General features: G+C 64.5%; 21 protein-coding genes. 15 read left to right on the top strand and 6 right to left on the bottom strand.

All coding sequences use genetic code 11. The annotated features are described in order from the left end of the window. Positions 1–2,289: a xanthine dehydrogenase family protein molybdopterin-binding subunit gene (locus IQ16_RS37765; protein WP_018645312.1), complete on the top strand. Its 2,289-nt coding sequence runs from the start codon at positions 1–3 to the stop codon at positions 2,287–2,289. A gap of 61 nt (positions 2,290–2,350) precedes the next feature. Further along, positions 2,351–2,815: an FKBP-type peptidyl-prolyl cis-trans isomerase gene (locus IQ16_RS37760; protein ID WP_018645311.1), complete on the top strand. Its 465-nt coding sequence runs from the start codon at positions 2,351–2,353 to the stop codon at positions 2,813–2,815. A 164-nt stretch (positions 2,816–2,979) separates the two neighbouring features. Here the strand turns inward: IQ16_RS37760 and IQ16_RS37755 are convergent, their stop codons facing one another. Then, a complete protein-coding gene (locus tag IQ16_RS37755; RefSeq protein WP_026312366.1) occupies positions 2,980–3,198 on the bottom strand; it encodes a CsbD family protein in 219 nt (72 codons plus the stop codon). Positions 3,199–3,326: 128 nt separating this feature from the next. Here IQ16_RS37755 and IQ16_RS37750 point away from each other — a divergent pair, with 128 nt between their 5' ends. The 3 genes from IQ16_RS37750 to IQ16_RS37740 all read left to right on the top strand — a co-directional run bounded on the left by IQ16_RS37750 (position 3,327) and on the right by IQ16_RS37740 (position 4,929). Then, positions 3,327–3,842, top strand: a complete 516-nt coding sequence (locus IQ16_RS37750; protein ID WP_018645309.1) for a cupin domain-containing protein — start codon at positions 3,327–3,329, stop codon at positions 3,840–3,842. A gap of 134 nt (positions 3,843–3,976) precedes the next feature. Then, positions 3,977–4,405 carry a VOC family protein gene (locus IQ16_RS37745; protein WP_026312365.1) on the top strand — a complete coding sequence of 143 codons (429 nt, stop codon included), beginning with the start codon at positions 3,977–3,979 and terminating at the stop codon, positions 4,403–4,405. Between the two features lie 35 nt (positions 4,406–4,440). Then, positions 4,441–4,929, top strand: a complete 489-nt coding sequence (locus tag IQ16_RS37740; protein ID WP_018645308.1) for a VOC family protein — start codon at positions 4,441–4,443, stop codon at positions 4,927–4,929. Positions 4,930–5,050: 121 nt separating this feature from the next. Here the strand turns inward: IQ16_RS37740 and IQ16_RS37735 are convergent, their stop codons facing one another. Together IQ16_RS37735 and IQ16_RS37730 are read right to left on the bottom strand one after the other, a co-directional pair. Continuing rightward, positions 5,051–6,184 carry a hypothetical protein gene (locus tag IQ16_RS37735; RefSeq protein ID WP_026312364.1) on the bottom strand — a complete coding sequence of 378 codons (1,134 nt, stop codon included), beginning with the start codon at positions 6,182–6,184 and terminating at the stop codon, positions 5,051–5,053. A 2-nt stretch (positions 6,185–6,186) separates the two neighbouring features. Next, positions 6,187–6,888 carry a FecR family protein gene (locus IQ16_RS37730; protein ID WP_026312363.1) on the bottom strand — a complete coding sequence of 234 codons (702 nt, stop codon included), beginning with the start codon at positions 6,886–6,888 and terminating at the stop codon, positions 6,187–6,189. Between the two features lie 51 nt (positions 6,889–6,939). On the opposite strand from IQ16_RS37730, the gene IQ16_RS37725 reads away from it, so the two are divergent. Beyond that, positions 6,940–8,370, top strand: coding sequence for a phospholipid carrier-dependent glycosyltransferase (locus IQ16_RS37725; RefSeq protein ID WP_018645305.1), 1,431 nt, complete (start codon positions 6,940–6,942; stop codon positions 8,368–8,370). A 63-nt stretch (positions 8,371–8,433) separates the two neighbouring features. Here IQ16_RS37725 and IQ16_RS37720 read toward each other — a convergent pair whose 3' ends face one another. Continuing rightward, positions 8,434–9,075 (bottom strand): OmpA family protein, encoded by a 642-nt coding sequence (locus IQ16_RS37720; RefSeq protein ID WP_018645304.1) that lies wholly within the window; start codon positions 9,073–9,075, stop codon positions 8,434–8,436. A 479-nt stretch (positions 9,076–9,554) separates the two neighbouring features. Between IQ16_RS37720 and IQ16_RS37715 the strand changes: the two genes are divergently transcribed. The 3 genes from IQ16_RS37715 to IQ16_RS37705 all read left to right on the top strand — a co-directional run bounded on the left by IQ16_RS37715 (position 9,555) and on the right by IQ16_RS37705 (position 11,459). After that, a complete protein-coding gene (locus IQ16_RS37715) occupies positions 9,555–9,800 on the top strand; it encodes a hypothetical protein (protein ID WP_018645303.1) in 246 nt (81 codons plus the stop codon). A 121-nt stretch (positions 9,801–9,921) separates the two neighbouring features. Next, positions 9,922–10,176, top strand: a complete 255-nt coding sequence (locus IQ16_RS37710) for a hypothetical protein (protein WP_018645302.1) — start codon at positions 9,922–9,924, stop codon at positions 10,174–10,176. Positions 10,177–10,292: 116 nt separating this feature from the next. After that, positions 10,293–11,459, top strand: a complete 1,167-nt coding sequence (locus IQ16_RS37705; protein WP_018645301.1) for a winged helix-turn-helix domain-containing protein — start codon at positions 10,293–10,295, stop codon at positions 11,457–11,459. 15 nt (positions 11,460–11,474) lie between these two features. Here the strand turns inward: IQ16_RS37705 and IQ16_RS37700 are convergent, their stop codons facing one another. Further along, the gene (locus IQ16_RS37700) at positions 11,475–12,437 is read right to left on the bottom strand and encodes an NAD(P)-dependent oxidoreductase (protein ID WP_018645300.1); all 963 of its coding nucleotides are present in this window, start codon (positions 12,435–12,437) and stop codon (positions 11,475–11,477) included. A 175-nt stretch (positions 12,438–12,612) separates the two neighbouring features. Here IQ16_RS37700 and IQ16_RS37695 point away from each other — a divergent pair, with 175 nt between their 5' ends. Next, positions 12,613–13,617 (top strand): LacI family DNA-binding transcriptional regulator, encoded by a 1,005-nt coding sequence (locus IQ16_RS37695; protein WP_018645299.1) that lies wholly within the window; start codon positions 12,613–12,615, stop codon positions 13,615–13,617. On the opposite strand, the gene IQ16_RS37690 is transcribed toward IQ16_RS37695, so the two are convergent. Then, on the bottom strand, positions 13,583–14,047 hold the full coding sequence (locus tag IQ16_RS37690) for a ribosomal maturation YjgA family protein (RefSeq protein ID WP_018645298.1): 465 nt from the start codon (positions 14,045–14,047) through the stop codon (positions 13,583–13,585). The two genes, IQ16_RS37695 and IQ16_RS37690, sit on opposite strands and share 35 nt — an antisense overlap. A gap of 81 nt (positions 14,048–14,128) precedes the next feature. Here IQ16_RS37690 and IQ16_RS37685 point away from each other — a divergent pair, with 81 nt between their 5' ends. The 5 genes from IQ16_RS37685 (at position 14,129) to IQ16_RS37660 (ending at position 21,681) form a co-directional block, all read left to right on the top strand. Then, complete coding sequence (locus IQ16_RS37685) at positions 14,129–15,460, top strand: MFS transporter (RefSeq protein ID WP_018645297.1); 1,332 nt, start codon at positions 14,129–14,131, stop codon at positions 15,458–15,460. A 286-nt stretch (positions 15,461–15,746) separates the two neighbouring features. Next, a complete protein-coding gene (locus IQ16_RS37680; RefSeq protein ID WP_018645296.1) occupies positions 15,747–16,853 on the top strand; it encodes an efflux RND transporter periplasmic adaptor subunit in 1,107 nt (368 codons plus the stop codon). A 262-nt stretch (positions 16,854–17,115) separates the two neighbouring features. Beyond that, the gene (locus IQ16_RS37675) at positions 17,116–20,253 is read left to right on the top strand and encodes an efflux RND transporter permease subunit (RefSeq protein ID WP_018645295.1); all 3,138 of its coding nucleotides are present in this window, start codon (positions 17,116–17,118) and stop codon (positions 20,251–20,253) included. Between the two features lie 33 nt (positions 20,254–20,286). Next, positions 20,287–20,886 (top strand): TetR/AcrR family transcriptional regulator, encoded by a 600-nt coding sequence (locus IQ16_RS37670; RefSeq protein ID WP_018645294.1) that lies wholly within the window; start codon positions 20,287–20,289, stop codon positions 20,884–20,886. A 171-nt stretch (positions 20,887–21,057) separates the two neighbouring features. Then, a complete protein-coding gene (locus IQ16_RS37660) occupies positions 21,058–21,681 on the top strand; it encodes a flavin reductase family protein (RefSeq protein WP_026312361.1) in 624 nt (207 codons plus the stop codon). Positions 21,682–21,924 lie beyond the last annotated feature (243 nt).

Genomic DNA, 21,924 nt, shown 5'->3' with positions numbered 1-21,924 from the left:
ATGACTGCTGCTGCTCCCGAGCCGAAGGCGAATATGGGCCAGCCCGTGCCGCGTTATGACGCGCACTCGAAGGTCACCGGGCGGGCGACCTACGCGTCCGACATGCCGCTGGCCAATCCGGCCTATGCCTTCCTGGTCACCAGCGCCATCGCCAAGGGCCGCGTCGACGGTTTTGATCTCGCCGAAGCGAGGGCGGTCCGAGGCGTGATCGACATCGTCACGCACGAGAATGCACCGAAGCTGAAGGAATCAAAACTGTTCAGCAATGGCGGCTACGCAGGGACCACGATCCAGCCATTGAAGTCACCCGACATCGCCCATGACGGCCAGATCATCGCGGTCGTCATCGCCGAAAGCTACGAGGCCGCGCGCGAGGCGGCCAACCGCGTCAAGGTCAACTATACCGTCGCTGCACCCAGCGCGACCTTCGACTCGCCGGGAACGACGACGGCCGCCGCGAAGGGACAAAATTCGCAGTTCAAGGAAGACCCGAAGGTCGGCGACTTCGCGAAGGCGTTCGCGGCAGCCGAGATACAGCTCACCGCCGCCTACGATACGCCGACGCAGCACCACAATCCGATGGAGCTGTTCACGACGAGCTGCGCCTGGATCGGCGACGATCTCGTCATCTACGAGCCCAGCCAGTACGTCCATGGCCTGAAGAACGGCGTCGCCGAGCAGCTCGGCATCGATGCCGACAAGGTGCGCGTGGTTAACCCCTATGTCGGCGGCGGCTTCGGCTCGCGCGGATCGATGACGCCGCGCACCGCGATCATTGCCGGCATCGCCAGGCGGCTGAACCGGCCGATCAAGCTGGTCGCGACCCGCGACCAGGGCTTCACTATCACGACCTACCGCGCCGAGACGCGCCACGAGATCAAGCTCGGCGCCAGCCGCGACGGCAAGCTGGTGGCGCTCAGGCACGAGGGCGCCGAAGTCTCCTCGCGGCCGGACGCCTATTGTGTCGGCGGCACCAAGACGACGACGCGGCTCTATGCCTGCCCGAATGTCGACAGCCTGGTGTCGATCGTGCGCGCAGACCGCAATACGCCCGGCTTCATGCGCTCGCCGCCGGAGGTGCCGTATCTGTTCGCGCTGGAAAGTGCGATGGACGAGCTCGCCGTGAAGCTCGACATGGACCCGGTCGAGCTCCGCCGCATCAATGACACCACCAATGAGCCGATCGGCGGCAAGCCCTATACGTCGCGATCGCTGATGGCATGCTTCGACGAAGCGGCCAAAGCCTTCGGTTGGTCGCAGCGATCGTCGCAACCGAAATCGATGGCGGAGGGTGACTGGCTGATCGGCTATGGCTGCGCGGCCACCTGCTATCCGACCCAGATGGGACCGGCAGCCGCCCGTGTGCGCCTCCAGCGTGACGGCCGTACCCGGGTCGAGATCGCCGGCCATGAGATCGGCACCGGCGCCTATACGGTCATCGCGCAGACCGCAGCCGAGCGGCTCGGCGTGCCCCTGGAGAAGGTCGCTGTTTTCATCGGCGACAGCGATCTGCCTCCTGCCCCGGTTGCAGGCGGTTCGAACTCGACCGCCAGCACCTGCTCGGCGGTGATGATGGTGTGCGACCAGATTCGCCAGCGCCTGTTCAAGGCCGTGATGCCTGACAGTCTCACAGACAAGGCGAAGGAAACCGTTGGCATCAGCCAGGCGCCAACGACCCAGGCCGCGAAGAGCAATCGTCCGCTCGATATCGAGAAGGCCTTCGACGCGCTCGGCGTCAGCGTGGTCGAGGAATATGGCGAGTGGAAGCCGGAAGGCGCGCCGCTGGACTCGTTCAAGGCCATGCACAGCGGGCACGTACGTCTCGTCGGCGGCCATCAAATGCAGGACAAGATCGCCTACGCATTCGGTGCCGAGTTCGTCGAGGTCAGGGTCAATCGCTTCACGCACGAGATCCGCTGTCCTCGCCTCGTCGGCGCGTTCGCGGCCGGCCGCATCATGAACCCGCGCACGGCGCGGAGCCAGCTGATGGGCGGCCTGATCTGGGGCATGTCCTCGGCGCTGCTCGAGGCCACCGAGATCGACGAGCGCAATGCGCGCTACGTCAACGACAATCTCGCCGACTATCTCGTGCCAGTGAACGCGGACGTCCCCGGCGTCGAGGTGATCCTGCTCTCCGAGCAGGACGATCACATCAATCCCGCGGGCGCGAAGGGGCTCGGCGAGCTCGCCAATGTCGGCACCAATGCGGCGATCTGCAACGCGCTCTATCACGCCACCGGTCAGCGCATCCGCAAGCTCCCGGTCCGGCTGGAAAATATCGAGGTTTAAAGGGGTGGAAACGGCGACGGCGTTGGGTTAGACACCTCCCGCCTCAAATGGAAGGTGTCTAATGCAGCGTTTCCAGCGCGTGCTCCTCGCTATCATGTCGGCACTCGCGATCACGGTGATCGCCAGCGTGTCCGATTTCGTTTCCACCACGGCCTCGGCCCAGACCGCAGGAAAGACCATGACCACAGCTTCAGGCTTGCAGATCATCGACACCGCCGTCGGCACCGGCGCCTCGCCGCAGCCCGGCCAGATCTGCGTGATGCATTATACCGGCTGGCTCTATGAGAACGGCCAGAAGGGCAAGAAATTCGACTCCTCCGTCGATCGCAAGGAGCCGTTCGAGTTTCCGATCGGCAAGGGCCGCGTGATCGCGGGCTGGGACGAGGGCGTCGCCTCGATGAAGGTCGGCGGCAAGCGCACGCTGATCATTCCGCCGCAGCTCGGCTACGGCGCGCGCGGCGCCGGCGGCGTGATCCCGCCGAACGCGACGCTGATGTTCGACGTGGAATTGCTCGCGGTGAAATAATCACCCCGTCATTCCGGGGCGATGCGTAGCATCGAACCCGGAATCTCGAGATTCTCATGTGCGCAATTGCGCACCGTAGTTCGGCTCTTCGAGCCGCCCCAGAATGACGGCTCAAACAAAAAGACCGGCCTTGCGGCCGGTCTTTTCGTTTTCAGATCGATGCGTCACTCCGCCGCGCGGCGTGCCGCAGCCGCGGCGTGATCGATCGCATCCTTCGCGGCGTCCTTGGCATCGCCCATGGCCTGCTGGCCCTTGCCCTTGACTTCCTGGACCGCGCCTTCACCCTTCATGCGGTCGGAACCGGTGGCTTCACCGACGCCCTGCTTGGCCTTGCCGATCGCCTCGTTGGCGGTGCCCTTGATCTTGTCGGTCGTGCTACCCATGAAGCTCTCCTTCCATTTTGCGCGCGAGAACAACGTCAGGCAGCTACGAGAGTTCCGATTTTGGTATGGCTTGCGGATGCGGCTTCGGGTTAGTTTGCCGCGCACGGAACCAACAGAAAGCAAGACCAATGACCGGCCATGACCATTCACATTCCCACCATGACCACGATCATCACGACGATCGCTGGAAACATGACGGCGTGCGTGTCATTCCCGGCAACCAGCTCGATACCAACGTGCCGTCGACGGCCGGCATGGACCGCGCTGCGGCGATCAATTTCGCACGCGTCGGCGCGCAGAAATTGTGGGCGGGCACCGTCAGCATCAAGCCCGACGCCAAGACCGGTGCGCATCACCACGGTCATCTCGAGAGCGTCATCTACGTCGTGAAGGGCAAGGCGCGGATGCGCTGGGGCGAGAAGCTGCAGTTCACCGCGGAGGCGGGCCCTGGTGACTTCATTTTCGTGCCCCCTTACGTGCCGCACCAGGAGATCAATGCCAGCCCGGACGAGGTGCTGGAATGCGTGCTGGTGCGCAGCGACGGCGAGGCGGTGGCAATCAACCTCGACATCGAGCCGGTCGAGAAGCCCGAGACCGTGCTGTGGATCGACCCGGTGCACCGGGACCCCAACGAGAAGAAGTAAGGCCGGCCTGAAAGCCTGCCGGTTCTGTGCGACAGAACCCCGCAGGCGGAGGAGCCTGAAAAAATATCCGGAAGCCGTGTCGGATGGCCGTCGGGCCGGCCGTCCTTGGGCAGAACCCGCCCAAGGAGCTTCCGATGCCCAGGATGATTTTCGTCAATCTGCCGGTGACCGACCTCAAGCGCGCGACCGCCTTTTATGAGGCGGTCGGCGCGGTCAGGAACCCGCAATTTTCCGACGAGACGGCGAGCTGCATGGTCTTCTCCGAGACCATTTTCGCCATGCTGCTGACCCACGACAAATTCCGCCAGTTCACGCCGAAGCCGATCTCGGATGCCAGGACCTCGAACCAGGTGCTGTTCTGCCTGTCCGCGGACAGCCGCAACGAGGTCGACGAGATCGTCGGCAAGGCGGAGGCAGCGGGCGGCGTGGCCGATCCCGGCCCGAAGGACGAATACAGCTTCATGTATGGCCGCAGCTTCGAGGATCCGGACGGCCACATGTGGGGTGTGAACTGGATGGACCTCGCGGCCTTCGCCGCGCAGTCCGACATGGCGGACGCCTGATCGAAACCCAAGCCAGCTGAAGAGGAGCATTCACGATGTCCAAGCTCGTGCCCTGCATGTGGTTCAACGGCGATGCCGAGGAAGCTGCGAAGTTCTACACGTCGCTGGTGCCGAATTCCGAGATCACGCACGTGCAGCGAAATGTTTCGGACGGCCCGTCCGGCAAGACGGGCTCCGTGCTCGTCGTCGAGTTCACGGTGGCCGGGCAGCCCCTGGTCGCGCTCAACGGCGGCATGAAGATGGAGTACACCCACGCGATCTCGCTGATGATCCATTGCGATGACCAGGCCCAGGTCGACAGCGTCTGGAGCGCGTTCCTGGCCCATGGCGGCAAGGCGGAGCAGTGCGGCTGGCTCAGGGATCGCTGGGGCGTGGCCTGGCAGGTGGTGCCGAAGGTGATGTTCGAGTTTTTGTCGAGCCCGGACAAGGCCGCCGCCGCGCGCGCGATGCAGGCCATGATGAAGATGGTGAAGCTGGACGCCGAAGTCTTGCGGCGAGCCTTCGAGGGCAAGTCGGCGGCGTGACTCGCACCACGTACTCAGTGCCGTAGGGTGGGCAAAGGCGCTCTTGCGCCGTGCCCACCATCTGTTTGTGTTCGCGAGAGGTGGTGGGCACGCTACGCTTTGCCCACCCTACGAAACTGTCTCAGTAATTAATCCGCAGCCCCACGCCGCCGTGAATCGTGTTGCCGACCGGCTGCGGGCCCAGCGTGCCGTTGGCGAACAGGTCCACGATCCAGCCCTTCTGCACGCGGAAGCCGAGGCGGCCGCCATATTCGAACCAGCCCTGGTTGCCCATGGTCGGCACCACCGTGCCGTTGCCGGTCACCGTGGCGACGATGCCGCTGTGGCTGGCGAACGACTGCACCCAGCCGCCGTTGATGTTGGTCTCGATGTTGCTGCCGAACAGATGCGTCCACTGGCCGCCGATCTTGACGAGGCTGGTTCGGTCGGTGCCATCAGCGATGCTGGCGTCGAATGGATTGAACGCCACCGCATTGTCGCTATAGCCGGAGACACGTTGCCAGAGCTGCCAGACCTCGATCGAGGCTGCGACCTCGTCGCGCGGTGACACGCGGCTCATCCAGCCGGCACGGCCGTAGACCGCGTAGTTCGAAGCGTTGGTCGAGCTCGTGACGCTCACCGGCCCGAGGCTGGTGTCGTAGCTGCGGGTATAGCGCGCCTTCTCCCATGGTGTCAGGATGGTGCCGACGTCGAAGAACGGGCGCGAGGAGCCCCAATCGGTGAAGTCATAGCGCAGCGCGAAAGCGCCGATCGGCGCGCTGGTGATCTTGTAGCCGCCCTCGTTGTATTGCGTGTAGGCGATGCCGGCGAGCAGCGACAGATTGTTGGTCAGCTCCTTGCGGCCGTGGATGCCGGCTGAGAACGAGCCGGCCGAGCCGAACGCGCTGATGCAGTCGCTGCAATTGATCTGCTCGTTGACGCCGAGCAGCACCGTGCCGAGCACCCGGTTGGTGATCATCTGGTTGAAGCGCTGATTGGCGAGACCGCCAATCGAATTGCCGCTGGAATCCGCGCCGGTCGGTGTCGGGCTCGGCGACGGATACGGGACCGGCGATGGTGACGGAGAGGGGATCGGCGACGGAGAGGGCGAAGGTGAGGGAGAGTAGGTCGGTATGGGAGTCGGTCCGGTGGTGCATTCGGACTCGCACGTCGCCTGGGCTGCAGCCGGGCGGACGTCCAGCGCGACAACGGCAAGTGCAGTGACGGCGGCCAGCACGCCGGCAAGGATGAATCGTCCGAAGTGGAATTTCGTCATCGTCAGCGCCCGCACAGCATGCCGTCGTCATGGACGGCGGGCGTGATGGTCGGCGAGGCGTCGGCATATTGGTTGACCGCGCACAGCCCGGCGCTTGCGGCGCAGTTGGCGGCGAAGGTCCAGGGCGGCGTGCTGGTCTTGGTGATAGAGACCTTGCCGCCGGTCGATGTGATGATCGCGGTGTCGCCGGGCTGGGTGAGCTGCACGCATTGGAAGCTCAGCGTGCAGACACTCGCGGCGCCATCCTGAAGCACCACGACGGAACGGCCGCGCTGGGAGAGGATGTCGAGCGTGGTGCCGCGCACGCCGATGGTCGCGAGCGGCGTCGTGATCTTGTAGGCGGTCTTCTCGGAATGCCCGGTGACGAAGCGGAATGCGCCCGTCGTCATGCGGATCGCGACGTCGCGATAGCTGTGCTCGTCGTTGAAGACGGTGCGGTCGAGCTTCAGCGTCGCGCTCGGGCCGAGCGAGAGGTTGGTGCTGTCGGCCATGACGAAGCGCGCCGCGCCGTCGGCGCCGGTGCGCACGGTCTCGTCGCGCAGCATGCTGTCGCCGACATTGATCGGCGTCGTGGTCGCGGCTACCCGCACCACCTCGTTCTGGATCACGACGGCTTCGCCGACACGCGTCTGCGCCTGCGCGCAAGGCGCGGCGCACAATGCGGCCATGAGCAGTGTGGGGAAAAGCCAAAAACGCAAATTCATTTCGCAACCGATCGATGGGTCCCTGATCGTACCGGATCGCGCGCGCTTGCGATGTGGCGGAATTATCACAAGCGGCGCGGGACGTGCGCTATGCTTAGTGACAGTTGCGGCAGAATGCGTTCAATGACGAGAACCAGTATTTTTTTTCTCCGCGGTGAAGCCGATTTGCCACGCAAAACAGCCCCACAACAGACGCTCGAATTGCCTGCGGTTCCGAAGGTGTCGCGGAGCGCAGTGATTGCTGTCGCGATTTTCCTGATTGCGCATCTGGCACTGTTGATCGGTCTCACCACGCCGGAGAAATTCGTCTTCGACGAGGTGCACTACGTGCCGGCGGCGCGCCAGATGCTGGCGCCGGTGATGTCGCAGCCGATGCTCAATCCGATGCATCCGCCGCTGGCCAAGGAGCTGATCGCGGCGTCGATCGCGACCTTCGGCGACAACGCGTTTGCCTGGCGCTATCCCGGGACGTTGTTCGGCGCACTCGCCATCGTCGCGATCTATCTGTGCGGCCTCGCGCTGTTCGCAGCGCAAGGGCCGGCGATCGCCGCCGCGCTGATCGCGGCCTTCAATCAGATGCTCTACGTGCAGGCGCGCATCGCGATGCTCGACATCTTTGCGCTCGGCTTCGGCCTGCTCGCGACCGCCGCCTTCACGCATGGCTTTCGCAGGGAGCGGCCGCATGCACTGTTCGCATTCGCGGGCGCTCTGTTCGGTCTTGCCGCAGCCTGCAAATGGAGCGGCTTGTTTCCACTCGGTGTCTGCATCGCCATCGTCGCGGTGATCCGCCTGATGCAGAGCTGGCGCACGCTGTTCGCCGATGCGAAGCCGGACGACTGGTACCGGCCCGATCTCTGGCCGGACTTCAGCGCGCTCCAGGTCGCGCTTTGCTTCGTCGTGCTGCCGGCGATGACCTATCTCGCCGCCTTCGTTCCGCTCTATGGATTGTCGCTGACTGATCTGGTCGAGGCGCAGCGCCGGATCTTTGCCGACAACACCACGACCGCGATCGCCGGGCACACCTATATGAGCTCGTGGCCATCCTGGCCGCTGCTCGCGCGCCCGGTGTGGTTCCTGTTCGACAAGACGGCGGAGGACAACATCTCCGCGATCGTCTTCCTCGGCAATCCTCTGGTGGCGTGGCCGGCGCTGGCTGCGCTCGCCGTCGTGCTGCGCGATTTCATCGTCGCGCGCCGGTGGGATGCATTCCTGATCGCGGCGTTCTACTTCGGCCCATGGCTTGCCTGGGCGTTGCTGCCGCGCACGCTGGGATTCATCTACTACTACCTGCCGGCCGCGACCGCGGCGTCGTTTGCACTGGTCTACGTCCTGCGCCGGGGCGGCATGCCGCGCTGGCTGCTGTGGGCCTATGTCGGCGTCGCCGCGATCGGCTTCGCGGTCATGCTGCCGATCTCGGCGGCCTTCATCGGCACGTCGATGCAGACATTCAATCGGCTGATGCTGTTCCAGAGTTGGATCTGACAACGGAAGGCCGCCTGCCGTTCGAGCGGCAGGCGGCTTGTTGATTGGCAGTTACATCTCAGCTCATTTCGACGCGGTCTTGGTGTCCATGTTCACGACCTGGACGCGGCGGTTGATCGGGTCGGCGCCGTTGGCCGTATCCTTCAGCTTGGTCTTGCCGTAGCCGACGGTGACGAGATCGGTGCCGTTGAGGCCGTAGTTCTGCACCAGGTACTTCTTGATGGTGTCGGCGCGCCGTTCGGAGAGGCCCTGATTATAGTCTTCGCCGCCGATCGCATCGGTGTGGCCGGCGACCACGAAAGTCGAGCCCTTCAGCGCCGGGTCGGACAGCGCCTTGCCGAGCGCCTGCACCGACGGCACCGAGGTCTTGGCGATGTCGGCCGAGTTGTAGTCGAACTGGATCTCCAGATCGATCTTCGGCTTGGTCGCGGCGAGCTCGGCGATCTGCTCGCGTTCGCCCGTCGAGAGCGACCGGGTCGAGCGGTTGCGCACCGTGTTCAGGAATGTCGCTTCCTTGGCCTGCGCGGTCGGATCGGCCTGCGGACCGACGGACAGGCCGCGGGTCACAGGCTTCGGCTTCAGCGCATCCAGGATCTTGTCGGTGGAGACGTTGTTGTCGCCGGCCAGAGCCAGGCCCGCCGTCATCGACAGCGCCGCCGAGAGCGTGATCGCCTTCAGTCCAAAAAACTTATCAAAACGGGTCATTGTCGTATTCCTCGCTGTAACGCCTGATGGCGATTTGATGCTGCGAGCATAGGGGAGGTTCAAAACCCAAAGTGTGATCCTGGTCACGGTGGAAGGAGAGGTCATTCTGGCGCGATCGGCGATTTTCTGGCGCATGACGGCCCAGCCGTCCGGGACGAGCGCGAACGGGGAAGAGGAGTGGTCGCATCCGTCCCAACGCGGGTTCGAGCTGCGGTTGTCCTGGCGTGACCCAGATCACCATGGATAGCGGCCGCGAACCGCAAGGCCGGTTCACATGACGAAACCTGTGCTCACCGATCGTCGCAAAGCCGTCGCGCGATGGCCAGTCTGCGAACAATTTTTCGGCCAGATGCATGCCTAGCAGGACACGTTATCCGACGAGAGCGAATGAGGGAGCCGAGTACCGTCCAGTGCCGAGGCCGAGTGACTATCAATCCTATCGCAGTGGCCTGCCCGATCGGACTGTGTCCCTGAGCTCCATGCCTATCTATATCGGCGCGGCGATGATCGCGCTGGCGATCCTGCTGTCGACGCTGATCACGGGCCTCACCTCCCGCTATGTCGGCCTCGGAGCGCCGACCGAAGAGAACATGTGGCTGGTCGACCGTCTCACCGGCAGCGTCTATCGCTGCCAGGCCGAGGGGCGCGGCAAGGCGTTGTGTGAGCCGGACGTTGCCACGGGCAGCCTCGGAGACCGGTCCGGGCCGCCGAAGGACAGTCGTTGACCGCTTCCGCCTTCGCACCGCAGCAAGAAAATTGTCTTCTCCGCGAAACGTCCGCGCGAGAGAATACGTAATTGCGAAGGCCGGCATGACGCCGGTTTCGTTTTACGGAGGAGACTTTTCAATGAAGATCTTGCTCACGGCCGCAGCCTTTGTCGCGTTCACCCTTTCGCTGTCCCCCGCATCCGCCGCCATGATGGCGTGCACCAAGGACAACATGATGAAGTCCGCCGCCATGATGGGCGGCACACCCGATACGCCGGCCAAGATGGCAGCCAACAAGGAAATGGCCATGGCCAACACCGACATGAGCAACGGCAAGATGAAGAGCGCCTGCGCGCACTACATGAAGTCGCAGAAGGCGATGTCGATGAAGTAGGCGCGCCGCGCGCCATCCGGCCGCGCTGTCAGCAGATGGCAGCGCGGCTTTTTCTTTGACGGCTGCTTTTCCCCGTTCTTTCTCTTGACGCGAATCCCGCTACATTGCGTCCTGCAATGTCCCGCGCGCCCAAACCTCTCCCCCTCACCACGACACAGGCCCGGCAGATCTGGCTGCATGCCCAGCGGCTGGATGAGCGCACCCCGTTCGGCGAGGGGCCGCAGGCCGTCGCCGACACGGTCGCTCATCTCGGCTATGTCCAGATCGACACCATCAATGTCATCGAGCGCTGCCACCATCACATCCTGTTCAGCCGCATCCCGTCCTATCGCCGCGCCGATCTGCGCCAGGCCCAGAGCGCCGACAAATGCGTGTTCGAATACTGGACCCATGCGCTCTCTTACATCCCGGCCGGCGACTTCCGCTTTTTCCTCCCCGCGATGCGCGAGCACCGCCGCGAGGGCCACAAATGGTACGCCTCGGTCAAGCCGGCCGACACGCGCAAAGTGATGCGGCTGCTGCGCGCCGGCCCGCTGACGATCCGCGATATCGAGGACGACGTGCTCACCGAGAAGGAGCACCTTTGGCAGAGCCGCAAGCCTTCGAAGCGGGCGTTGCAGCTCGCCTTCTACACCGGCGTTGCGACCATCAGCGAGCGCCAGGGCATGCTCAAGACCTATGAGCTGATGACGCGCCATTTCGGCTGGGACAAGCTGCCGAAGCCGGCCTCGAATAAGGATATCACGGCCTATCTGCTCGACCGCGCGCTGCGCTCACAGGGCGTCGTCAGCCTGGATTCGATCTGCCATCTCGACGCGCCGCGCAAGAAGGCCGTCGCGGGCATGATCGCCACGCGCGTTCGCCGCGGCGAACTCATCCCGGTCGCGATCGAAGGTGCCGGCAAGCAGGAGCATTGGGCGCAGCCCGCGGTGCTGGAGGCGGGCGGCGAGGGGCCATCGCCCGATCTCGTCCACATCCTCTCGCCGTTCGATCCCCTGATCATCCAGCGCAAGCGCACCAACCTCATCTTCGGCTACAACCATCTGTTCGAGGCCTACGTGCCGAAGGCCAAGCGCAAGCTCGGCTATTTCGCGCTGCCGGTGCTGGTCGGCGAGGAGATCGTCGCCGCGCTCGACCTCAAGACCGACCGGCAGGCGAAGAAGCTGTTGATGCAGAAATGGACCTGGGTCGGGCAGGGCAAGAAGACGGCGGGACGCAAGGATTTGAAACGAGTGATCGAGGAAGAGCTGCACCGCTTTGCGCAATTTCAACTCGCGGAGTGAATCGCGTCGTCCTGTCTACGGTCGCTCTTCGAGCTCACCCGATCCGCTAGCTACGACATGCGCATATCGGTCCAGCACCTCGTCGGCCGAATAGCTGGACCGTTGCGCAAATTCGTCCCGCAGGCCCAGCCGCGCGGAGAGCTTCAAGCGCGCCACCGTGGCGGTGGCCATCAGGGGATCGAAACCCAATTCTCGCAAGCCTGCGGCTACGCCATCCATTTCCACCGCGCGGCGTTCGGCGTGCAGCACGTCGGAGCGGACGCACATGTCCAGGAACTTGCTGAACGTGGTGGCATCCATCGACGTGCAAAGTCCGCGCATGGTTTCATCGCGCACGCCGGCGAGCGTTGCGGCGGTCAGCGCCTCGACCAGCAGCGCCTCCATGCCTTTCGTCACCACGCTTCGCAGCATCTTCACGGCCGCTGCCGTGCCGGCTTCGGGGCCCGCGACCTCGATACGGAAGCCGAGTGGCCTGAACGTTTCTGCGAAGCGCTCGGCACCGCTGCCGGACGTGTAGAGCGTGACCGCGGCGCCATAGAGGTCGACCGACCCCATCAGATTCGCGTCCGCGAACAGTCCGCCGCGTGCCTCCACGGCTTCGGCTATTCTCTTTTTCGTTCGCGGGGTCGCGGCGTTGATGTCCACCACGAGGCAGCCGGGACGAACGAGCTTGGAAAGGGCCTCACCCATCTTGGCCGCGACCGCAACGACCACGGCGGAAAAGATCACGTCCGCGTCCGACAGGTCCTCGAGCCGGTCGACGAGCGTGACGCCACAACCGGCCGCCATCGCACGAAAAGCCTGGGAGTAGGGCGGTGCATTGGTCTTGCCCTGGCAGAACGCGACCATCGGTGCACCGGTCTGCGCCGCAAGATGGGATGCAAAGCATCGCGCGGCCTCGCCAAATCCGACAAAGGCGATCTTGGGCTGCGGCATGGCTGGAGCCTCCTTGCGCGGCGTTTCACCGCCGACGGCCATTGTGCCGGGTTCGCTAGGGGAGTCAATGAACCGGTTCACCAAAGGGTTGGTCGCTCACGATAATTGTTATGTAGATTGGCTAAATATGCGGCAAAACTGACCGATGTCGCCTTGTCTCGGATGGTGAACCGGTTCATATAGCAGCATGCCATCACACGCTCGCCGATCGCCAACCGTGAAGGTCAAGGACGTCGCCCGGGAGGCCGGTGTCGCGGTTGGGACCGTATCCCGCGTACTCAATGATCATCCCGCGGTGACCAGGGAGCTGCGCGAGCGCGTCGAAAAGGCCATGGCCCATCTCGGCTATGAGGTCGATGTCACGGCCCAGAGCATGCGCGCGGGCCGGTCGCGGCTCGTGGCCTGCGCCATCCGTGATTTCGACATCCCGCGTTTTGCGCTGTTCATCAAGGAGGCCGAGGCGGTCCTGCGTGAGGCGGGATACACCTTGCTGCTGGCGAGCACGACCAACCGCCCCGACGTCGAGATCGCCTTGCTGCGTGCCTTCCGCAGGCGCCGGGTGGACGGGGTGATGATGACGCTGAGCGACGAGCAGCATCTAGATGTGCGCGAGGCGCTGTCGGAGGCGCTGATGCCGGTGCTGCTCATCGACCGCGATCGCATCGAGGCGCTCGATCGCGTCACGGCCGATCATCGCGAGGGCGCGCGCCTGGCGACGAGCCATCTGCTCGATCTCGGGCACCGGCGGATCGCCATGCTGGTCGGCGACCTCAACGCTTTTCCGTCGCGAAGCCGCCTGGAGGGTTTTCGCGCGGCGCATGCGGCGGCGGGCATCGCGCCGGACCCGAGGCTGTTGCGAGACGATGTGCTCTCGAGCGAAGACGCCTATCGGGCGACGGCGTCGCTCATGAGTCTCGCGGAGCGCCCGACAGCGCTCTTCGTCGCGGCAATGGACATGCTCGGCGGCTGTCTGCGCGCCCTGCGGACCATGGGCGTTGCCGTCGGCGATGGGATTTCAGTGGTGGCCGGCAGCGATTCCGACCTCGCCGAATTGCACACGCCGCCCATCACGGCAATCGCGTGGGATCTGGCGGCCATGGGCCGCCACGCCGCGACCATGCTGCTGGAGCGGATGCGCGGCGATGAGATCGAGCGCGGCCGTGGTCTCACCGTGCCGACGCAGCTGATCATTCGCGGGTCGAGCCGGCCGTTTGCGAGTTGAGCGGGCTCACCCTCCGCATGTCGGCCAGACGGTCCAGCCCAACGCCGAACACGATCCCGATCGCATAGGCCACCAGATTCCACAGCGAAAATATCCGCCCGAGCAAAAGCGCGCCCGCCGTCGTGAGTCGAAAGGCATCGAGCCACGGCGCATGCACCAGCCGGGAGAATTCCACGACGATCGCGATCAACACCGCGATGGCTGCGAGTTGCGTCCGCGTCAGCCGTGGCAGCAAAACTCCGACCAGCAAGAACACCATCGTCGCCCACAGCAGCGAGCCGCCGTACTTCACCACGAAGGCGGGGAGGCCAAGCGGAAAACCGTACCAGCGCAGGGACAGCCCGCAGGCGATCACGACCAGCGCGAGGGCGGCGCGGGTCAGCGATGTCCGGAGCGGTGCAATGGAGTTGACTGGTTGCGTCCCGTGCATTGCTCGCTCCATTGACTCTTTGCCCGCAATGCGGAAAACCGCGAGCCAGCCCATAAAAGCAACAACCCCGGGGGGAAAGCCATGAGCCAGACCACGACCTATGCCGGTTCCGCCGGCGCCGCCAAGAGCGAAATCGAGATCTCGACGATCCGCGCCATCTCCTGGCGCCTGATTCCGTTCCTGGTGCTGGCCTACTTCTTCTCCTACCTCGACCGCGTCAATCTCGGCTTCGCCGCGCTGACCATGAACGCGGAGCTGAAGTTCACGCCGCTGATCTTCTCCTGGGGCGCCGGCATCTTCTTCATCGGCTATTTCATCTTCGAGGTGCCGAGCAATCTGGCGCTGGAGAAGTTCGGCGCCAGCCGCTGGATCGCCCGCATCATGGTGACCTGGGGCATCATCTCCGCCTTGATGGCCATGGTCAGCGGCGTGACCAGCTTCTACGTCCTGCGCTTCCTGCTCGGCGTCGCCGAAGCCGGCTTCTTTCCCGGCATCATCCTCTATCTCACCTATTGGTATCCGGCCGAGTATCGCGCCCGCTTCCTCGCCGCCTTCGCCGTCGCGGTGCCGGTCTCGACCGTGATCGGCGCGCCGATCTCGGGCCTGCTGCTCGGGCTCGACGGTTTGATGGGGCTGAGGGGATGGCAGTGGCTGTTCATCATCGAGGGCATTCCGTCCGTGCTGCTCGGCATCGTCACCTGGTTCTATCTCACCGACAAGCCGGAGAAGGCGGACTGGCTCTCGGCCGAGCAGAAGGCCTGGCTCAAGGCAAAGCTCGATTCCGAGATCGCGGCCAAGCAGGCGGTGAAGCATCTCTCGCTCGGCGAGGCGTTGTCCTCGCCGAAGGTGATCGCACTCAGCCTGATCTATTTCGGCTTCGTCGGCGCGCTCTACGGCATGCAGTTCTGGCTGCCGCAGATCGTCAAGGCGTTCGGCCTCACCAACGCGCAGACCGGCTTCGTCACCGCGATTCCGTATCTGTTCGGCACCATCGCCATGATCCTGTGGGCGCGGCATTCCGATGCGACGCGCGAGCGCGTGATGCATGTCGGCGCGCCGCTGCTGCTCACGGCGGTCGCGCTCGGCGTCTCCTCCTATCTCACCGATCCTACGGCGACGATGGTGGCGTTGACGGTGGCCGCGATCGGCGTGTTCTGCTGCTTCGGCGTGTTCTGGACGCTGCCGACCGCCTGGCTCTCCGGCACGGCCGCCGCTGGCGCCATCGCGCTGATCAACTCGATCGGCAATCTCGCCGGCTTCGGCGGTCCTTATCTGATCGGCTGGGTCAAGGAGGCCACGGGGCAGACCTCGACCGGTCTGCTCGTCCTCGCGGTCCTGCCTCTGCTCGCCGGCATCCTGGTGTTTGTGGGCGGCCACGACACCAAGCACGAGTTCGCCGGACAGGGGCGGTGAGAGCCGAGTGAACGGTCCCGTAGGGTGGGCAAAGCGCAGCGTGCCCACCAGACCGTTATTGTGATCCTCAAATGAGAGATGGTGGGCACGGCGCTACGCGCCTTTGCCCACCCTACGGTCTCTCGCCCGAGGCCCAGGATTGCGCTGCGTTCCATCCGGGTCTACGGGCCTCCGCCCAATCCTTACCACCCCTTAACGATCACGCTTTCCTGATGACTGACGATTATTGACTTTTATCAGTGATTAGTCGACATTCCTCTCATTGCAGCCGCAGGAGTGTCCTCCGATGTTCGTCCGGTCCGTTTTGTCCAGCTATTCCAAGCTTTTGGCGGGTGTGTCGCTGGCCCTGATGGCCGCCACCCTGGCCGGGTGCAATGACACCGTCGCCGAAAAGGCCGAGCCGCCGCGGCCGGTTCTGGTCGCGACCGCCCATTATGATGCCGAGACCCCCGAGCGGAGCTTCGTCGGCACCGTCCGGCCCCGCATCGAGAGTGACCTGGGCTTCCGCGTCGCCGGTAAAGTTGCAAAGCGCCTCGTGGAAGTCGGCCAGACCGTCGAGATCGGCCAGCCGCTCGCCACCCTCGACGAGGTCGACCTGAAGCTCCAGGCCGAGCAGGCCCTGGCGGAGCAGACCGCTGCGACCGGCGTGCTGGCCCAGGCCGCCGCCGCCGAGCAGCGCGCCAAGGATTTGAAGGCCAAGGGCTGGACCACCGACGCGCAGATGGATTCGAGCCGTGCTTCCGCCGACGAGGCGCGCGCCCGCCTGAACCGCGCCGAGCGCGCGCTCGAGCTGAGCAAGAATTCCCTTTCCTACGCGACGCTTGCTGCCGACGCCCGTGGCGTCGTCACCGCAACGCTGATCGAGCCCGGCCAGGTGGTCGCCGCGGGCCAGGCTTCGATCCGTGTCGCCCGCTTTGCCGAAAAGGAAGCGGTCGTCGCGATCCCTGAGACGCTGGTTGGACGCGCCAAGTCGGGCGTCGCCAGCGTCACTCTTTGGTCGGAGCCGGACAAGAAGTACGCAGCGAAGCTGCGCGAGATCGCGCCTGCGGCGGATCCCGCCACCCGCACCTATCTCGCAAAGTTCTCGCTGCCCGAGGCCGACGACAAGGTCGCGCTCGGCATGACCGCGACGCTGACGCTGTCGGACGCCGCCACCGAGCGCGTCGCGCGGCTGCCGCTGTCGGCGCTGTTCAACGAAGGCGGCAAGCCGTCCTTCTACGTCGTCGACGACAACGGCGCGGTCACGCTCAAGCCGGTGACGGTGAAGTCCTACGAGAGCAACGACGTCGTCATCACCGGCGGTGTCGAAGAGGGCGCCAAGATCGTCGCCCTCGGCGTGCAGAAGCTCGATCCGGGCCAGCGGGTGCGGGTCGTGTCGTCATTGAGTTTCTAACTACCGTCATTCCGGGGCGCCCAAAGGGCGAACCCGGAATCTCGAGATTCCGGGTCTGGTCCTTCGGACCATCCCGGAATGACACGAGAAGTGAGTTACGTCGTGTGAGGTGAGTTTCGGCCTTTGTCCCTAAGCAAAGGCTGAAGCGGCGAAGCGATCCAGAATCTGCCCAGCCCCCTGGATTGCTTCGCTGCCTCGCGACGACGGTTTGAACAGAGCGGCTGTCGTTGTTTGCAACTGGATCGTCTTTTCGGAGAGAGCGATGAAGCGCTTCAACCTTTCGGCCTGGGCCGTCAGCCATCCGACGCTGGTTCTCTTCCTGATGCTCGTGCTCGGCGTCGCCGGCTTCTTCTCCTATGAGAAACTTGGGCGCGCCGAGGATCCGTTCTTCACGGTGAAGGTGGTCAACGTCTCCGTGATCTGGCCGGGCGCGACCGCGCAGGAGATGCAGACCCAGGTCGCCGACCCCATCGAGAAGAAGATCCAGGAGCTGCCCTATTTCGAGAAGGTGCAGACCTATTCCAAGCCCGCCTTCACTGCGCTCCAGGTCACCTTCCGCGACTCGACGCCGCCGAAGGACGTGCCCTATCTCTTCTATCTCCTGCGCAAGAAGCTGGTCGACGTGCAGGGCCAGCTGCCGTCCGGCATCCTCGGGCCGGTCGTCAACGACGAGTTCTCCGACGTCGATTCCATCCTCTACATGATGACCGGCGACGGCGCCGACTATGCCCAGCTCAAGAAGGTCTCCGAAGGTTTTCGCCAGCGCCTGCTGAAGGTGCCCGGCGTCACCAAGGTCGACGTCTACGGCAATCAGGATGAGCGCATCTTCGTCGAGTTCAGTCACGCCAAGCTCGCCACCCTCGGCATCACGCCGCAGGCGCTGTTCGATTCGCTCGCCAAGCAGAATAATGTGACCCCGGCCGGCACGGTCGAGACCTCTTCGCAGCGCGTGCCGCTGCGCGTCACCGGCGCGCTCGACGGCGCCAAGGCTGTCGCCGAGACCCCGGTCGAGAGCAACGGCCGCGTGTTCCGCCTCGGTGATATCGCCACCGTCACCCATGGCTATGTCGATCCGCCGAGCTTCGTCGTCCGCCAGGAAGGCAAGGCCGCCATCGGCATCGGCGTCGTCACCGCCAAGGGTGCCAACATCCTCGAGCTCGGCAAGGAGGTCGAGAAGGCCACGGCCGAGTTCATGAAGGCCGTGCCGCAGGGCATCGACGTCAAGCTGATCGCCGACCAGCCCAAGGTGGTCGAGCACGCCGTCGGCGAGTTCGTGCACTCCTTCATGGAAGCGCTGGTCATCGTGCTATTCGTCTCGTTCCTGGCGCTCGGCTGGCGCACCGGCATCGTGGTCGCGCTGTCGGTGCCGCTGGTGCTCGGCATCGTCTTCATCGTCATGAACATGATGTCGCTCGATCTGCACCGCATCACGCTCGGCGCGCTGATCATCGCGCTCGGCCTGCTCGTCGACGACGCCATCATCGCGGTCGAGATGATGGTGGTGAAGATGGAGCAGGGCTGGGATCGCATGCGGGCTGCGTCCTTTGCCTGGGAATCCACTGCGTTTCCGATGCTCACGGGAACGCTGGTCACGGCCGCTGGCTTCCTCCCCATCGGCTTTGCCAATTCGGCGGTCGGCGAATATGCCGGCAGCATCTTCTGGATCGTGGCGATCGCGCTGGTCGCCTCCTGGTTCGTGGCGGTGATCTTCACGCCCTATATCGGCGTCAAGCTGCTGCCGGAGATGAAGGCGCACCACAACCACGACCCGCACGCGGTCTACGAGACCCGCATGTATCGGGGCCTGCGCGCCATCGTGCAATGGTGCGTCAACCACCGCATCACCGTGGTGGTCGCGACCGTCGGCGTCTTCATTGCCTCGATCGTCGGCTTCGGCCATGTCCAGCAGCAGTTCTTCCCGCTGTCGGAGCGGCCCGAGCTGTTCCTCCAGCTCCGCCTGCCTGAGGGCACCGCCTTCAACGTCACCGAGAAGTCGGTCAAGAAGGCCGAGACGCTGCTCAAGGACGACAAGGACATCGAGACCTATACGTCCTATGTTGGCCAGGGATCGCCGCGCTTCTGGCTCGGCCTCAACCCGCAACTCCCGAACGAAGCCTTTGCCGAGATCGTCATCGTCGCCAAGGGCGTCGAGGCGCGCGAGCGCATCAAGGCCAAGATCGAGGGCGCGGCTGCCGATGGCTTCCTGTCCGAGGCGCGCGTCCGCGTCGACCGCTTCAACTTTGGTCCGCCGGTCGGCTTTCCCGTCCAGTTCCGCGTGATCGGCCCCGACGCCAACAAGGTGCGCGAGATCGCCTACCAGGTTCGCGACGTCATGCGCCAGAACAAGAGCGTCAAGGACGTCCAGCTCGACTGGAACGAGCAGTCGCCCTACCTGAAGCTCGTCGTCGACCAGGATCGCGCCCGCGCCATGGGCCTGACCCCGCAGGACGTCTCGCAGGCGCTCGCAATGCTGATCTCGGGCTCGCAGGTCACCACCGTGCGTGACGGCATCGAGAAGGTCGGTGTGGTCGCCCGTGCGATCCCGTCCGAGCGTCTCGACCTCGGCGGCGTCGGCGATCTCACCATCACCTCGCGCAATGGCGTTGCCGTGCCGCTGCAACAGATTGCCAAGATCGAATATGCCCACGAGGAGCCGATCATGTGGCGGCGTAACCGCGACATGGCGATCACCGTGCGCTCCGACGTCGTCGACGGCGTGCAGGCGCCCGACGTGACCAACCAGATCACGCCGAAGCTGAAGGCGATCAAGGACCACCTCGAGCCGGCCTACCGGATCGAAGCCGGCGGCGCGTTCGAGGAATCCGCCAAGGGCAACGCCTCGATCTTCATCCTCTTCCCGGTGATGGTCATGGTGATGCTGACGCTGCTGATGATCCAGCTGCAGAGCTTCTCGCGCCTGATCCTGGTGTTCCTCACCGCACCGCTCGGCATCGTCGGTGCCTCCTTCGGCCTCAACGTCGCCAACGCCCCGTTCGGCTTCGTGGCGCTGCTCGGCCTGATCGCGCTCGCCGGCATGATCATGCGCAACGCGGTCATCCTGGTCGACCAGATCGAGACCGACGTCAGCCACGGCCTGACCCGCCGCGAGGCGATCGTGGAGGCGACCGTCCGCCGGGCCCGCCCGGTGGTGCTGACGGCGCTCGCCGCCATCCTCGCTATGATCCCGCTGTCGCGCTCGGCCTTCTGGGGCCCGATGGCGATCACGATCATGGGAGGCCTGTTTGTCGCGACGTTCCTGACGCTGCTGTACCTGCCGGGCCTCTATGCCCTGTGGTTCCGGAAGAGCCTGGACGAGGCGGGTACCCCCGAGCAGCCTGCCGCGCCGCAGCATGGGAGCGATGACGAGCACGCAATTCCGCTTGCCGAAGCGGCTGAATAGATGAGAAGACTGCTGACCAACGAGTCCTGACTGATGGCCCTTGTTTCGGAACATATCGAAGTCGACACCCGGGATCGTATCCTCGAGGTGGCCGAGCGGCTGTTCCGTGTGATCGGCTACCAGAAGACCACGGTCGGCGACATCGCCAAGGAGCTCAGGATGAGCCCCGCCAACGTCTATCGCTTCTTCGAGTCGAAGAAGGCGATTCACCAGGCGGTGGCGCGGGGCCTGATGGGCGAGGTCGAGCTGGAGGCGCAGCGGATAGTGACCCGGCCCGGTCCGGTGCTGCCGCGCTTCCGGGAGCTGCTCACCACTATCCACCGCATGAACACCGAGCGCTATGTCGGCGACAACAAGCTGCACGAGATGGTCGCGATCGCGATGGAGGAGGACTGGGACGTCTGCGTCGCCCATATGGAGTGCATCGCGGGCGTGATCGGCCAGATGATCGCGCAAGGGGTGGCCTCCGGCGAGTTCGAGGCGCCCGACCTGCAACTGGCCTCGCTGTGCGCCTGCACCGCGATGATTCGCTTCTTCCACCCCCAGATGATCGCCCAGTGCGCCACCAAGCCGGGCCCGACCATCGACCAGATGATCGATTTCGTCATCGCGGGTCTGTCGCCGCGCCACTGACGGGCGGCCCATTTTTCCCTATAAGTTGGTTTGCCGCCCGGCAGAGGATGGCGGCAAAGGACGGATCAACAAACTCCGTCATTGCGAGCGTAGCGAAGCAATCCAGACTGTCTCCGCGGAGGGATTCTGGATTGCTTCGCTGCGCTCGCAATGACGACAAGGAAGCAGCGCGTGACCGACAAAGACCTTTACTTCTACGAGCCCTCCAAGGGCCATGGCCTCAAGCACGATCCCTTCAACGCCATCATTGCGCCGCGCCCGATCGGCTGGATCTCCTCCCGCGACACCAAGGGCCACATCAACCTCGCGCCCTACAGCTTCTTCAACGCGTTCTGCTACGTGCCGCCGATCATCGGCTTCTCCTCGACCAACTGGAAGGACACGGTGGCGAACATGGAGCAGACCCGGGAGTTCGTCTGGAATCTCACCACGATGGACCTCGCCAAGAACATGAACGCGACCGCCGCGCATGTCGCCCCCGAGGTCGATGAGTTCAAGCTCGCGGGCCTCACCGCCGTGCCCGGCAAGCTCGTCAACGTGCCGCGCGTCGGCGAAAGCCCCGTCGCCTTCGAGTGCAAAGTGTCCGACATCGTCCGCCTCAAGGGCGCCGACGGCAAGGAGGCCGATGCCTGGCTGACGCTGGGCGAGGTCGTCGCCGTCCATATCGACAAGGCCATGATCAAGGACGGCGTCTACCAGACCGCCGCCGCCCGCCCCATCGTCCGCGCCGGCCGCCGCGGCGATTATTTCGAGATCAAGCCGGAAAACATGTTCGAGATGGTGCGGCCGGATTGATCTGGTCGCTCCCGTAGCCCGGATGGAGCGAAGCGAAATCCGGGATTCTTACGGCGGATAGACTTTCCCGGATTGCGCTTCGCTCCATCCGGGCTACCGCTCCTCATCCTCCCGGAACTGCCACCACGCCCGGCCGTTATGGCCTGGGCGGCCGCCCGGCCGCGTCAATTCGCTTGTTTTTGCCCGCGAAGTGTTCACGCACCCCCGCCAGTTTCCGCTAAAATGCCCTGTCACCGCGCCGAT

This window comes from Bradyrhizobium huanghuaihaiense, from assembly GCF_007830635.1.
GTDB lineage: Bacteria > Pseudomonadota > Alphaproteobacteria > Rhizobiales > Xanthobacteraceae > Bradyrhizobium > Bradyrhizobium huanghuaihaiense.
The sequence above is the reverse complement of the archived record's forward strand: the minus strand, read 5'-3'. Positions and strand labels throughout refer to the sequence as shown.

Bases quoted from the DNA above. Each gene is read 5' to 3' on its own strand.
- IQ16_RS37740 (WP_018645308.1), top strand. From the start codon at position 4,441: ATGTCCAAGCTCGTGCCCTGCATGTGGTTCAACGGCGATGCCGAGGAA.
- IQ16_RS37755 (WP_026312366.1), bottom strand. From the start codon at position 3,198: ATGGGTAGCACGACCGACAAGATCAAGGGCACCGCCAACGAGGCGATC.
- IQ16_RS37670 (WP_018645294.1), top strand. From the start codon at position 20,287: ATGGCCCTTGTTTCGGAACATATCGAAGTCGACACCCGGGATCGTATC.
- IQ16_RS37735 (WP_026312364.1), bottom strand. From the start codon at position 6,184: ATGACGAAATTCCACTTCGGACGATTCATCCTTGCCGGCGTGCTGGCC.
- IQ16_RS37725 (WP_018645305.1), top strand. From the start codon at position 6,940: ATGTGGCGGAATTATCACAAGCGGCGCGGGACGTGCGCTATGCTTAGT.
- IQ16_RS37690 (WP_018645298.1), bottom strand. From the start codon at position 14,047: ATGCACGGGACGCAACCAGTCAACTCCATTGCACCGCTCCGGACATCG.
- IQ16_RS37700 (WP_018645300.1), bottom strand. From the start codon at position 12,437: ATGGCCGTCGGCGGTGAAACGCCGCGCAAGGAGGCTCCAGCCATGCCG.
- IQ16_RS37760 (WP_018645311.1), top strand. From the start codon at position 2,351: ATGCAGCGTTTCCAGCGCGTGCTCCTCGCTATCATGTCGGCACTCGCG.
- IQ16_RS37680 (WP_018645296.1), top strand. From the start codon at position 15,747: ATGTTCGTCCGGTCCGTTTTGTCCAGCTATTCCAAGCTTTTGGCGGGT.
- IQ16_RS37730 (WP_026312363.1), bottom strand. From the start codon at position 6,888: ATGAATTTGCGTTTTTGGCTTTTCCCCACACTGCTCATGGCCGCATTG.
- IQ16_RS37685 (WP_018645297.1), top strand. From the start codon at position 14,129: ATGAGCCAGACCACGACCTATGCCGGTTCCGCCGGCGCCGCCAAGAGC.
- IQ16_RS37720 (WP_018645304.1), bottom strand. From the start codon at position 9,075: ATGACCCGTTTTGATAAGTTTTTTGGACTGAAGGCGATCACGCTCTCG.
- IQ16_RS37750 (WP_018645309.1), top strand. From the start codon at position 3,327: ATGACCGGCCATGACCATTCACATTCCCACCATGACCACGATCATCAC.
- IQ16_RS37705 (WP_018645301.1), top strand. From the start codon at position 10,293: ATGTCCCGCGCGCCCAAACCTCTCCCCCTCACCACGACACAGGCCCGG.
- IQ16_RS37675 (WP_018645295.1), top strand. From the start codon at position 17,116: ATGAAGCGCTTCAACCTTTCGGCCTGGGCCGTCAGCCATCCGACGCTG.
- IQ16_RS37715 (WP_018645303.1), top strand. From the start codon at position 9,555: ATGCCTATCTATATCGGCGCGGCGATGATCGCGCTGGCGATCCTGCTG.
- IQ16_RS37745 (WP_026312365.1), top strand. From the start codon at position 3,977: ATGCCCAGGATGATTTTCGTCAATCTGCCGGTGACCGACCTCAAGCGC.
- IQ16_RS37765 (WP_018645312.1), top strand. From the start codon at position 1: ATGACTGCTGCTGCTCCCGAGCCGAAGGCGAATATGGGCCAGCCCGTG.
- IQ16_RS37710 (WP_018645302.1), top strand. From the start codon at position 9,922: ATGAAGATCTTGCTCACGGCCGCAGCCTTTGTCGCGTTCACCCTTTCG.